Origin of the sequence: Exiguobacterium sp. s193, assembly GCF_018618755.1 — a bacterium.
Lineage (GTDB): Bacteria > Bacillota > Bacilli > Exiguobacteriales > Exiguobacteriaceae > Exiguobacterium_A.
In genome coordinates this window covers 102,684-115,952 of sequence record NZ_JACSMR010000006.1, presented here as the reverse complement: position 1 = coordinate 115,952, position 13,269 = coordinate 102,684, and the positions used below count along the sequence as shown (strand labels likewise).

Annotated in this window: 8 protein-coding genes and 1 pseudogene; 6 read left to right on the top strand and 3 right to left on the bottom strand. The window is 44.7% G+C overall.

Annotated elements, in window-relative coordinates; translation table 11 throughout:
• From KNQ04_RS09550 to KNQ04_RS09535, 4 genes and pseudogenes are all read left to right on the top strand, one after another.
• Positions 1 to 1,893, top strand: coding sequence for an ABC-F family ATP-binding cassette domain-containing protein (locus tag KNQ04_RS09550; protein ID WP_214850027.1), 1,893 nt, complete (start codon positions 1 to 3; stop codon positions 1,891 to 1,893).
• 207 nt (positions 1,894 to 2,100) lie between these two features.
• Complete coding sequence (locus KNQ04_RS09545; RefSeq protein ID WP_214850025.1) at positions 2,101 to 3,942, top strand: GGDEF domain-containing protein; 1,842 nt, start codon at positions 2,101 to 2,103, stop codon at positions 3,940 to 3,942.
• 12 nt (positions 3,943 to 3,954) lie between these two features.
• A complete protein-coding gene (locus KNQ04_RS09540) occupies positions 3,955 to 5,745 on the top strand; it encodes a GGDEF domain-containing protein (RefSeq protein ID WP_214850022.1) in 1,791 nt (596 codons plus the stop codon).
• Positions 5,746 to 5,917: 172 nt separating this feature from the next.
• Positions 5,918 to 7,501, top strand: a pseudogene (locus KNQ04_RS09535) (IS1182 family transposase).
• Between the two features lie 103 nt (positions 7,502 to 7,604).
• On the opposite strand, the gene KNQ04_RS09530 reads toward KNQ04_RS09535, so the two are convergent.
• The 3 genes from KNQ04_RS09530 to KNQ04_RS09520 are packed head-to-tail and all read right to left on the bottom strand — an operon-like array spanning position 7,605 to position 9,878.
• Complete coding sequence (locus KNQ04_RS09530; protein WP_214850019.1) at positions 7,605 to 8,249, bottom strand: hypothetical protein; 645 nt, start codon at positions 8,247 to 8,249, stop codon at positions 7,605 to 7,607.
• Positions 8,246 to 9,418: a DEAD/DEAH box helicase gene (locus KNQ04_RS09525; RefSeq protein ID WP_214850016.1), complete on the bottom strand. Its 1,173-nt coding sequence runs from the start codon at positions 9,416 to 9,418 to the stop codon at positions 8,246 to 8,248. Before KNQ04_RS09525 ends, KNQ04_RS09530 begins: the two co-directional genes overlap by 4 nt.
• 28 nt (positions 9,419 to 9,446) lie before the next feature.
• Positions 9,447 to 9,878, bottom strand: a complete 432-nt coding sequence (locus KNQ04_RS09520) for a hypothetical protein (protein WP_214850012.1) — start codon at positions 9,876 to 9,878, stop codon at positions 9,447 to 9,449.
• 346 nt (positions 9,879 to 10,224) lie between these two features.
• Between KNQ04_RS09520 and pflB the strand changes: the two genes are divergently transcribed.
• Together pflB and pflA are read left to right on the top strand one after the other, a co-directional pair.
• Entirely contained in the window at positions 10,225 to 12,474 is a 2,250-nt protein-coding gene (gene pflB, locus KNQ04_RS09515) for a formate C-acetyltransferase (protein ID WP_483299245.1), read from the top strand.
• Between the two features lie 24 nt (positions 12,475 to 12,498).
• Positions 12,499 to 13,218 carry a pyruvate formate-lyase-activating protein gene (pflA, locus tag KNQ04_RS09510; protein ID WP_214850005.1) on the top strand — a complete coding sequence of 240 codons (720 nt, stop codon included), beginning with the start codon at positions 12,499 to 12,501 and terminating at the stop codon, positions 13,216 to 13,218.
• Positions 13,219 to 13,269: the final 51 nt, after the last annotated feature.

Genomic DNA, 13,269 nt, shown 5'->3' with positions numbered 1-13,269 from the left:
ATGCTACTTAAAGTAGATCAATTAAAAAAAGAATTTGCTGATAAAATCGTTTTTGAAGATGTGACGTTTTCCGTCACGCCCGGTGACCGAATTGGCATCATCGGTGTCAACGGCACGGGAAAATCGACACTGCTTCATATTTTAGCAGGAAAAGAGACCGCTGACTTCGGTGAGCTGCATCATCCAAACGACTACCGGATTCGTTTGCTCTCACAATCAACCGATTATCCGGAAGATCAAACGGTGATGGAAGTACTTCTCTCCGGAAACACACCAACGATCAATGCTTTACGCCATTACGAAACGGCCCGTCTAGCACTTGAGCAAGACCCGACAAGTGAAACGTTACTTAAGCGTTTCATCGATGCCCAAACAGAAATTGATGCTGCAAATGCCTGGGATACGGAGTCTCGCCTTAAAATGATTTTAACGCGGCTCGGAATCACGGACTTAGAAGCAAAAATCGGTTCGTTATCAGGTGGTCAACGCAAACGCGTCGGCTTGGCAGAAGCTTTACTCGACGAAGCTGATTTATTACTACTCGATGAGCCGACGAATGAACTCGATGCAGAAACAATTACTTGGCTCGAGTCACAGATTAGAGAATACCGTGGGGCAATTTTGTTAATCACTCACGATCGGTACTTCTTGAACCGCGTCACGAATCACATGATGGAAATCGCGAACGGGACGGCTCATTTTTATGTCGGAAACTATGAATCATTCCTTGAAAAGCGGGCCGAGCGCCGTGAACGGACGGCTTCAATGGAAGAGAAGCGTCAAAACATCCTACGCCGCGAACTGGCATGGTTACGTCGTGGTGCAAAGGCACGGACGACAAAACAAAAAGCACGGATTCAGCGAGTCGACGCACTCCAAGAACTCTCTTATGAAGAAGAAGAGGCAACACTTGAAGTACAAGTCGGCTCGACACGCCTCGGTAAGAAAGTCATCGAAGCAACGGAACTTGGTCATACGTTTGGTGAACGGACGTTGTTCCAGTCATTCAGTTGGTTATTTGGTCGGAAGGAACGTTACGGCATCGTCGGTCGGAATGGGAGCGGGAAATCGACATTGTTATCGATTTTAGCGAAACAACTTGAACCGACTCAAGGGGAAATCGTGCACGGGGAAACGGTCAAAGTCGGTTTTTATGGACAGTTCGCCGAGTTCACGCACCCGGAACGTCGTGTCATCGATGAAGTCGAACGGATTGCCCAGGTGATCACGACACTTGATGGTCAGGAAATCACGGCCAGTCAGATGCTTGAACAATTTTTATTCAAGCCGGAAGCACAGTATAAGCCGATTGGTAAATTGTCTGGTGGCGAAAAGCGCCGACTTAAATTATTGACGATCTTGATGGATGAACCAAACGTCTTATTCCTCGATGAGCCGACGAATGATTTAGATACAGAAACGCTGTCGGTTCTTGAAGATTATCTCGAGTCCTTCCCCGGGACGGTCATAACGGTCAGTCACGACCGTTATTTCCTCGATCGAGTCGTCGACCGGTTACTTGCGTTCGAGAATAATACGATCGTCTCTTATTATGGGCAGTACACGGACTACTTGGAACAGCGTGACGAGGATGCACCCGAAGCAACTCTCGTGACTGAGGTAAAAGAAGAGATGTTGCCGCCAATCGAGGTCCCGAAAAAATTGTCTTATCAGGAACAGCAAGACTGGACAACGATTGAGACACAGATTGAAGACGCGGAAGCTGAGCTTGAACAACTCGAACAACAGCTTGCTTCTGCCGGTAGCGACATCGGTCAAGTCAACGAGCTCTATCAAAAGATTGAAAAAGGAAAAGTCCACCTCGATCAACTGATGGACTATTGGTCTTACTTGTCTGAGAAAATTGAAGCCTACGAAACCTACAAAAAATAATCAGTCTTATGCGGATCGTTGCCTAATTTTGATAAAAACCACACTGAATCGTACTGATTGATTCTCTACCCTCTTTCTATCGGAAGAGGGTGTTTTTTTGTCTACTTCTTTTCTAAAGGTGACTTTTTACTAAATAGAGGGTAATAACCTATAACGTTTTCCATTTCAAATTGTTCTCTTACTTTTTTTGAAAAAGGAGGTCTTCTTATGCCACATGTCTTTAAACGGATGACAGGAGGAATCATCGTTTATTTAGTTGTCTCATATGCCGTTCTATTCCTCAGTCCGGATTCATATGTCGCTCCACTCGCTGTCACTTTGAGTGCCATTGGTTCCTTGGCAATTGTACTAGCTAGCGCTACATACTATCGCAGGTCACCCTCACGAAAGCTAGCTTGGCTGATTCTTGCGATGACCGCCTACTTTATTAGTGATTTGGGGACACTGATTAGCGGCTATTTTTCGTTGACATCCGTCAACTTGAACGTAGCCCTCGATTTTCCATATACGATTCATTTATTAATGATTAACTTTTTCTTGTATCAGTTGCTTGATTTCGAACATTTACGTTCTCAAAAATTACTGATTCTTGATTCCTTGACGCTCTTTACGGTCTCGATGATTGTCGGTTACCTTACGATCTTTCAATTCATTCCTGAATTTACAAAGACACCCCTTCAACAAAGCAGTTGGTTGCTTTATGCTTTTCTGACGATTTTACTCACACTGTTTTTCTTTTTACTGTATGCTTCCGGCTTAAAAAAAGAGGTATCTTTGACGTCTTTCATTTTTCTGACGAGTGGTACTTTTTTACTCGGCATCATGAATTTTCTCTTCTACAGTTTTTTATTTAACGACTTTACAGTTTACGCGACACTCTTATTACCGCTCTATCCGTTAAGTAGTTATTTTTTCATCAGCTTCTTATTATCGCGGCAGTTACCAGTCATAAAAAAACAGCAAGACTTTATGCTTCGCATCGAACAAATCCTCCGTCCTTCTTTTTCATATATCTTATTGCTGCTTTTAATTACCTATGTCACCTTTTCTCCTGTTTCAACACGTTTTTACTTCATTACGATCGCGACGACCTTCTTACTTTTTTTAACGCGGCAGTTTCTTTCCTACCGTGAAAACATCCGTCTTTTGCGAGAAACAACGTCCCTTCAAGAAAACTTAGAAAACATCGTGTCACAAAAAACAGAGCTTCTCCGGTTACGTGAACAGGAGTTCAAGGCATTGTTCCTCTCCTATCCGCAAATGGTGCTTGAAGTCAATCAAGCGAGTCATATTCTATCCGGAAATCCTGCAGCCATTCGGAAAGGATGGATGGAGAAGCCGTTAACAGACGAACAGACCCATCTTTTCAAACAAGTAATGGACACATTACATGCCAATAAAGGCGTCCCTTCCCTATCGAAAACGTTTTATGTGCAACGGGATCAAGAGGAACTGATTTATACGATGACATCGATTTGTATCGCCGACCAAGAACGTGTCTTTATCATCTTATCCGATATCACAGATGATGTGCGCCAAGAACAATGGTTAGAAAAGTTAGGAAATCACGATGCCTTGACCCGTTTACCGAACCGACGATTTTTTGAAGAGCAGCTGCAAACTCTCCTCCCGGCGATCCGATATGGCTCTTTATTGTTTGTCGATTTAGATGGTTTTAAAGCCATTAATGATACGTACGGACATGATGCTGGTGATTTACTGTTACAAGAAACCGCCTACCGTCTGCAACAGTTGACTCAGCAAGATGAACTCGTTGCCCGGCTTGGTGGAGATGAATTCATCTTGTTCTTACTACGGGATGAACAAGAAACGACTGCCTTTGCAACGACGTTACTTGCATCACTGAATGAACCTTTTCATATTAACAATCAAATCATGTCCGTCACACCTTCAATCGGAATTTCACTTTATCCGAACGATGGAAAAAGTTCGAACGTCTTACTCATCAGAGCCGATGAAGCGATGTATCATATAAAAAATACGAATAAAAACAACTTCCAGTTCGCAGCCCAACTAAAACGAAATTAGGAGGAACAGTCGATGCAACAATCCCCCTACTTCACGCGATGGTTTCCATCGCTATTAATCATCTCGTTGATTTTAATACTTTTTTCATACAACCAAGACTCCTTTACAACTCATGCAGTCGAACAAGTCCTCGAATACTTGTCGTTTCTATTAATCGCTGCCTTTATCCTCATGGCCTATAAAAAAGAACAACAACTCATTGTGCCGAGACGAAAATTTTGGCTCATCGCCTTCGGCTCACTGATGCTGTCCTTACTCGCCTCTATCTTTGAAACTATCAATCTATTCAGTAGCACCTTGTCTGTTCCGACTTACTTCAGCTTAATCTGCTTCTCATTGTCGCATTATCTATTTTTGGTTGGCCTGTTTTACCGGATTGTCTCACAAAAAAGTTTTTCCCAACACTTACTGGCCTTCATCGATGCGCTGATCATCGTCGTTTTTTTAGGTCTCGCTGCCTTCCATTCATTAAGCGAAGTCACCGACGCAGCTGTCAGTACATTCCCGTACGACATGATTGTTATCGTTAACACTTCACTCGGTCTGTTTGTTTTCTTCTACTTCTTTTTCATTCAAGAAACACATTGGGTTTCCCGGACGACGTTAACGCTGTTATTCCTATCGCTTTTCATCCGCGGGATGTATGAAGTTTCTGCAGTCTACTTTCCAGACTTCACAGCCCAATATTTAGTATTTTCACCCATTTTGATTCGCCTCGCTCAAAGTGCCGCTATCTTGTGGCATCTCGATCACATCACTGAAGGGAAACCAGCATCCCCCATCGTTCAAAGAACGTGGCTGCCTTTACTTGCAATTCCATTGTTTTTACATTATGTCATCGAACTCGAAGGGAAGAAATTTGATGTATTCATCATTTTGCTATTACTCATCATTCGTCAAATCTTCATCGCAAGACAGCATACCATGCTGGTCGAAAAGTTAACGGAGCGAAATGAACAATTAGCTACTCGCATCGAACACCGCATTCAACAGATTAAAAAAAGTGAACAACAAGTTCTACCGCTTTTCGCCAGTCACCCAGATCCGATTGTTCGGTTCAGTCAAAATGAAACCGCTACGTACGCGAATCTTGCGGCACAAGTGTTATTCAAAACGTCTTCCTTATCAATTGAAACGCCAACCAATCCTCTCCTGCACCTGCAGTCTTCTTTGCACCTTAACCCACAGCAATACTTGGATGAGAGGAACCGGCAATATGATGTAACAAAAATCCCGATTCAAATCAATTCAAAATCGGTCGGTCATTTTTTAGTTTTACATGATGTGACGGAACAAAAGGAGCGACAACAACGAATCGAGTATCATGCTTTTCATGATGTCTTGACCGGAATCGGTAACCGTCGTGCGCTCGAACGAACATTCTTATCATTGAAAAGTTCCGTCAATTACCTTGCGTTGCTCGATTTAGACGGCTTCAAGCTAGTAAACGACACGTACGGACACGAAGCCGGCGATTACGTTTTAATTGAAGTCGCTCGCCGAATGAATCATGAACTGGAAGCCGATGAATCAATTTATAGACTAGGAGGTGATGAATTTGCATTACTGACTTCGGCTGAAGATGAATTCTCACTCCGGCGTCGGTGTAAACACTTCTTGCACCTATTACGTCGCCCTTATGTTTATAAAGGGCAAACGTTACATGTCTCGGCTAGCATCGGTGTCGCTCCATTTTTTGAAAATGATGATTTAGAAAGTTGGCTGAAACACGCCGATCTCGCGATGTATCGCATCAAAAATCGTGAAAAAAATGATATCGCCGTCTACCATCAAGATTTTTAAATGAGAAAAAGAGGCTGGGACATAACTCAGCTTTATAAATGAGAAGGCCCTCGAAACGTTTTTCGTTTCGAGGGCCTTCTTCTTATGATGAAAAACATATTTTAAGTAAACAAATAAGGACTGCCTCTGATAAAGTTAAAGTGACGAAACCATAACCATCGGAGGTGTCCTTATGTTTAAAAATTATAACATGAACCAGTTGGTTCTGCCTTTAGATTTAGAAATTCGTCTTCAAGAAAATGATATCGCATTCGCCGTTCATCATCTTGTCGAGTCCATTCCAGACGATGTGTTCGAGCCTTTCATGCGAACGACAGGCTGCCCCGCCTATCATCCACGCATGATGATGAAAATCATTTTATGCGCCTATACGCAATCGGTCTTCTCCGGTCGGAAGATCGAAGGACTCCTTCAAGACAGTCTGCGTATGATGTGGCTCGCTCAAGGGAATGAACCGAGCTATCGTACGATCAATCGCTTTCGAGTGCACCCGGCAGTCACACCTATCCTGAAGCAGGCGTTCGTCACCTTCCGTTGCCATCTCGTCGAGATGGGAGAAATTAAGGAAGAAGCGATTTTCATTGATGGTACGAAACTAGAAGCGAATGCGAATCGATATACGTTCGTCTGGCGAAAATCCGTCGAACGATATAGTACGTCGCTCGTTGAAAAGTCTAATCTTCTCTATGAAGAACTCGTCGCACAGGAAATCTTACCGGAGATTGAACGGGAAAGTCCAGACGAACTGACCATTCCTGAACTCGAGCATATCGGTGATGTTTTGGAGGAACGAATCGCTTCTATCAATCAAGAAATCGAGGCAAGTTCAGATACGCAGGAGAGAAAACGGCTTCGTTCCGAACGAAAGCAACCCCATCTTTCCCGAAAAAAATTCGCTGAGTTCGTGGAAAGAAAAAGGAAGTATGCCGTCCAAAAGGAGACGTTTGATGGACGGAACAGCTATTCGAAGACGGATACGGATGCGACGTTTATGCGGATGAAGGAAGACCATATGAAAAATGGACAACTCAAGCCTGGGTACAACGTCTAGATTGCGACCGAAGGTCAATATACCCTCGCTTATGATGTCTATCCTAATCCGACCGATGCCCGTACGTTAATCCCATTTTTAGATGAGGTTGCCTCGTATCTTACTTTACCGGAACATATCGTTGCGGACGCCGGCTATGGAAGCCAAGAAAATTATCAGGAGATTCTGATGCGTCGAGGGCGCATTCCGCTCGTTCCCTATACGATGTTCCAAAAAGAGAAAAAGCGAAAATGGCGTAATCACCCTTTTAATATCGCCAATTGGTCCTACGATGAAACAACCGATCACTTTGTATGCCCGAACGGACAGAACGTGACGTTCCGTTATATGTCTAAGAGGACGGACCGATATGGTTTTACCCGCGATTTCAAGGTGTACGAAAGTGAGAGTTGTGATGACTGCCCGCTTCGCTCTCTCTGTACCAAGGCAGAGGAGGGGCGTCATCGCCAAGTCCGAGTAAACGTTTCGTGGGAAGAGCAAAAGCAACAGGTAAAGGACCTGCTTTCAGATCAAAAAACCGGGAAAATCTACGCAAAACGTAAGATAGACGTAGAACCAGTTTTTGGGAATCTGAAGGCTAATTTGCGTTTCACTCGTTTTTCCGTAAGAGGAAAAGCAAAGGTGAAACGTGAGCTTGGCTTCATTCTTATGGCAGTAAATCTAAGAAAGTGGCTCACCCGAAGTATTGCCCGAGGGGCAATTTAAAAAGCGGTGACGAAAAAATAAGGGATTGCGCATCGTGAGGATGGCAATCCCTTATTTTTTTAAAAGTCAGCTAGTTATGTCCCAGCCTCTTACTTTTTTACTGTCATGCTTCAGGTCGTGGTGTAATGTTTCCCTCTTCGATATCGAGTAATAAATCAATTAACTCTGCACAAAACTCAGGATACTGGCGTAGCAACGCGTCTTCACCCACCTCATCGACAAAATCAGCTAACAGGATACGCACTTCAGGTACTAGCGCACGAGCGACCTTCATATAAGCAATCGCGAATCGCCATTTCCCTGAAATGTAGAGCAGTTTTCCAACTAACAAATCACCAACCTCGACATCAATCTCCGTCAAATCGGTTTGGTACGTTTGTTCCGACATGATGTCGACGACACCTTCCTCTTTCACGAGAAAGAGCGATGGAACAGGATCAGCTAACCCTCTTAAAGCACGATATAGACTTTGAGACATATCTTCTTTGACTTGATCTAAAAAACGTCCATGGGGGGTTTTCCCTTGTTCATCGGTTTCATAAAAAATCGCCCAGTCGACGAACAAATCTCGGAACAATTCGGCATCTTTTAAATACCAGCGGCCTTCCGTCGCGATTTCTTCGATAAATGCGACCCAGTCGGTGCTTCGAGCAGTGGCTGCTTCTTGATAAAGGGTTTTGAGCGCTGTGTTCATCTCTGCTTCGGATACAGTTGTCGGAAACGGGATAATCTTTCGCTCACTTTTCATCGCGTTGATCCTTTCCGGTGTGGTTTCGCCGGACTTTTAAGTGCTTCGGGTTCCTTGACTTCACGTTTTGGAATCAATTCCCCGCCATAAATCTCCATTGGTTCAATTTCCACACCCATTTGTTTTGTTAATGTTTTCAGGTGTTTCAGATCATGATCCGTGACAAGCGCAAGGACCATACCTGACGCGTTCCCACGTCCTGTTCGACCTGAACGGTGGACAAAATCATCAAGGGATTCTGGTAAATCATAATGCACGACATGCGTGACGGCATCAATATCTAACCCACGCGCAGCAAGCCCTGTCGTGACGAGTAACGGAAACTCTCCACGCTTGTAAGAACGTAACGTCTCCATCCGTTCTCTTTTCCCTTTTTCCGCATCTAAAATCCGGTATTTCAGCGAAAACTTGCTTAATTCACCGTTTAGCGGACCGAGGAATGAGCGGTTATTAATAAACGTCAACACTTTTACTTGTTGCATATTAGACAAACGGCGTAACATTTCTGGTTTTAGACGACGTGATGTTTCGATATAACCAAACTTGACTTGTGACGTCTCCGTCCGTTCAACCCGGATCACTTCTGGTTCGTTCGAAAGTGTCCGTCCCCATTCTGCCGTCCGTTCAGGTAACGTTGCTGAAACGAGTGCTAACTGACGGTCACGAAGCGCACTGTTCGCGATTCGTGTCGCCGATGCACTCATTCCACTTTCGTAGATTTGATCGGCTTCATCTAAAACAATCAATTTCACTTTATGCATTTTCAACTTTTTCGAGTCAATCAATTCAACTAACCGTCCTGGTGTCCCAACGATGATTTGTGGTTTTTTCTTGAGACGTTCATATTGACGTTTTAACTCAACGCCACCGATGAACGCTCCTGACTTAATCCCACTTCCCTGGGCAAACAATTGGATGACTTGATGAATTTGCATGACGAGTTCTCGTGTCGGTGCCGTGATGGCGACTTGAACGTGTGGTTCATTCGGATCAATGCGCTCGAGGGCTGGAATGACATAAGCGAGCGTTTTCCCCGTTCCTGTCGGTGCCTCGACCAAAACATCTTTACCTTCCCGGATTAAAGGAATGGCTTGTTCTTGGACGGGCATCATTTGTTCAAAGCGTGCTCGTTCCCACGCTTCATTAATAAAAGGTTTCATAAAATTCATAACGTATCTTCTCCTACTCTCTTGTCAATCATTCAGTTACATATTCAAAACGGTCGCCGGATTCAGTTTTCATACCGCGTAACGTCTGCGTATACTCATTTCCGGAATCGATTAACCGGATATGAAAAACGATTTCCGACTCACTTTGTTGCTCTGCACGTAACACTTCGAAACCTTGCGCCATTCGATCTTGCAGCTCAACAGCAAGTTTTTCAAAATCAGCAAGTGCAGGATAAGTTGCTCTGACATCAATCGGGCGTCGAACTAACCGCGCGAGATACTTCTGGTCGTAACCGATAAAGTCCTCGAAATCAAAATCATCTTCAAATCGGAGCCAAAAACCATCGTCTTCAAACTCGGTGATCATTCCAATCCGTTCCGTTCCTTCAGTTGTTACTTTTAGGGAAACCCAGTCCCCTGTTCGATAATCTGCTTGGTCTTTTAATGGCGAAAACTCCATTCACTCCACCTCCACGGTCTATATTCCCTTTTTCATTGTCAACGATACGTCCTAAAAATACAAGGTAGCGCAGCGTGACTTTTCTCACAGACCTTCCTGTGTCTATCCACTTGCCCGAAAATCAGTGATACAGCTGCAAAAAAAGTCTTACATAGCAGTCTGTTTCTGTTTTTTTAAGCTTATCCCAAACTGATACAACTAGTTGTGAAGTAAGTCATAGCAACACTTTTCATTTTGTTAAAAGATTCACATATACGTAAAACCTCTCACCTCAATTGTTTGTTACACTATTCACATAGGAGATGTATCAAGAATCACTGACCTTACAAATGAAGGAGTGTTGATGATGTTACTTGAAAAAACAGAAGCATGGCAACGATTTGAAGCTGGAACATGGGTTGAGAAGATTGATGTCGCCGATTTCATCCGACGTAATCGTTCAGAATACACAGGAGACGATCAGTTTCTCGCCGGTCCGACCGATGCTACAAACACATTATGGCAACAAATCATGCAATTGACAGAAGAAGAACGGGTCCGTGGCGGTGTTTATGATGTAGATGCCTCGACCCCATCTTCAATTCTTTCACACGGTCCGGGCTATCTTAACCCCGAACTCGAAAAGATCGTAGGTTTGCAGACAGATGATCCATTCAAACGTTCGATTCATCCGAACGGTGGTATTCGTATGGTCAATGACGCGTTAGCAGCTTATGGTTTTGAAGCAGATGAAACCATTACAAAAACCTTCAGCGAATACCGTAAAACACATAATCAAGGTGTTTTTGACGCCTATACACCAGAAATGCGCGCCGCCCGTAAAGCCGGTATCATCACAGGACTTCCTGATGCGTATGGTCGCGGACGAATCATCGGTGATTATCGTCGGGTCGCCCTTTACGGAACAGCTCACCTCATCACGTCACGACAAGCCGATTTAAAAGCACATGGTGGCTTTTTATCGGAAGCGATGATTCGTGACCGCGAAGAGATGAACGAACAACTCCGCGCCCTTCACGAGCTGACAGAGCTCGGTACACGTTATGGATGTGACGTATCACGACCAGCTGAAACGGCGCAAGAAGCATTCCAGTGGGTCTATCTTGCTTATCTCGCAGCGATTAAAGAACAAAATGGAGCTGCCATGTCACTCGGCCGCGTTTCGACCTTCCTTGATATTTATATCGAGCGTGACTTGCAAACGGGTCGATTGACAGAAGAGAGCGCACAAGAACTTGTCGACCACTTCGTGATGAAACTTCGCATCGTCAAGTTTCTTCGGACACCCGATTACAACGAACTCTTTTCCGGTGATCCGACATGGGTAACGGAATCAATCGGTGGCATGAGTGAAGATGGTCGCTCGAACGTCACAAAAAGTTCGTTCCGTTTCTTGCAGACACTCGTCAACCTCGGTCCGGCACCTGAGCCGAACTTAACCGTGTTATGGTCACCAAAACTCCCACGTGGCTTCAAAGAATTTTGTGCGAAAATGTCAATCCTATCTAGTTCAATCCAATATGAAAATGATGATTTGATGCTTCCGATTTACGGTGATGATTACGGGATCGCATGTTGCGTCTCAGCGATGAAAATCGGTAAACAAATGCAATTCTTCGGCGCACGGGCGAACTTAGCAAAAGCCTTACTTTACACGTTGAACGGTGGCGTCGATGAGAAACTTAAAATCCAGGTCGCACCTCCAGCGAACTTAATTTTGGATGACGTGCTCGATTACGAAACTGTCATGGCCGCATACGATAAACAATTGGACTGGTTAGCCGAACTCTATGTCAACACACTGAACGTCATTCACTTCATGCATGACAAATACAGCTATGAGCGTCTTGAAATGGCACTCCATGATCCTGAAATTTTACGGACGATGGCTTGCGGAATTGCCGGGTTATCCGTTGTCGCCGACAGTCTCTCAGCGATTCGTTATGCCAAAGTCACACCAATCCGCGATACGGACGGAATTACAGTCGACTTTAAAATTGAAGGTGACTTCCCGAAATTCGGAAATAACGATGACCGTGTTGATCAAATGGCCGTCGATCTCGTCGAACTGTTCATGGAAAAAATCCGAAAACATCCGACGTACCGGGAAGCCTTACCAACCCAATCCGTCCTGACGATTACGTCAAACGTCGTGTACGGTAAAAAAACCGGGAATACACCCGACGGTCGTCGCGCCGGCGAACCGTTCGCACCAGGAGCAAACCCGATGCATGGACGTGACACGCGTGGTGCTGTCGCTGCGTTGACTTCTGTCGGAAAATTACCTTATGAGCACGCTTTAGATGGCATTTCCTATACGTTCTCCATCGTTCCAAAAGCACTCGGAAAAGATGAAACAACACGTATCAACAATACAGTGGGTCTACTTGACGGCTACATGGGCGGCACGACTACCCGTGGTCATCACTTAAACGTCAACGTGTTCGACCGTGCCACTTTACTTGATGCAATGGAGCATCCGGAACTTTATCCCCAGTTGACGATTCGTGTATCGGGTTACGCCGTCAACTTCATTAAGTTGACACGCGAACAACAAATCGATGTCATCAACCGGACATTCCACGGTGCGCTTTAACTTTACTGAAAGGACTTGATCACTATGACTTACGGGACGGTTCATTCTGTCGAATCTTGTGGGACTGTCGATGGTCCTGGCATTCGCTTCATCGTTTTCACGCAAGGCTGTCCGCTGCGCTGCCAATATTGCCACAATGCGGACACCTGGGAATTCGGTTGTGGTCGAAAAGTAACCCCTGAAGAAATCATCAAAGAAGCGAACAGCTATCGTTCCTTCTTTGAAGCAACCGGTGGAGGGGTCACCTTCTCCGGTGGCGAACCATTGGCTCAACCCGAGTTTTTAGAAGCCTCACTGCGTGAAGCAAAACGAAACGGATTGCATACCGTCATCGATACAGCAGGTTCGGTCGTCCCGAAAAACCTGGATCAAATCCTGGAGTATACAGATCTCGTCTTACTCGATATCAAACACATCGATGATGCAACGTGCCGGATTTTGACCGGACGCAGTAACGTCAATACGTTAGCTTTCGCAAAATTGCTCGCAGAACGAAATGTGCCCGTCTGGATTCGTCATGTTCTTGTGCCTGGTGTGACGATGACGGAAACGTTTTTACGTCAAACGGGTGAATTCATTCGAACACTCGGAAATGTCGAACGAATCGAAGTCCTACCCTATCATCAATTAGGTGTCTACAAATGGGAGGCGCTCGGTCTTGAATACGCGTTAAAAGAAGTTTTACCGCCTACAACGGAGGAAACGGTTGCCGCCCAAGAACTACTCAACTCGTACTTGTCATGATTGATGTGACTTGATAGACTGAACACATAGTCTATGAACAGGAGGTACAAT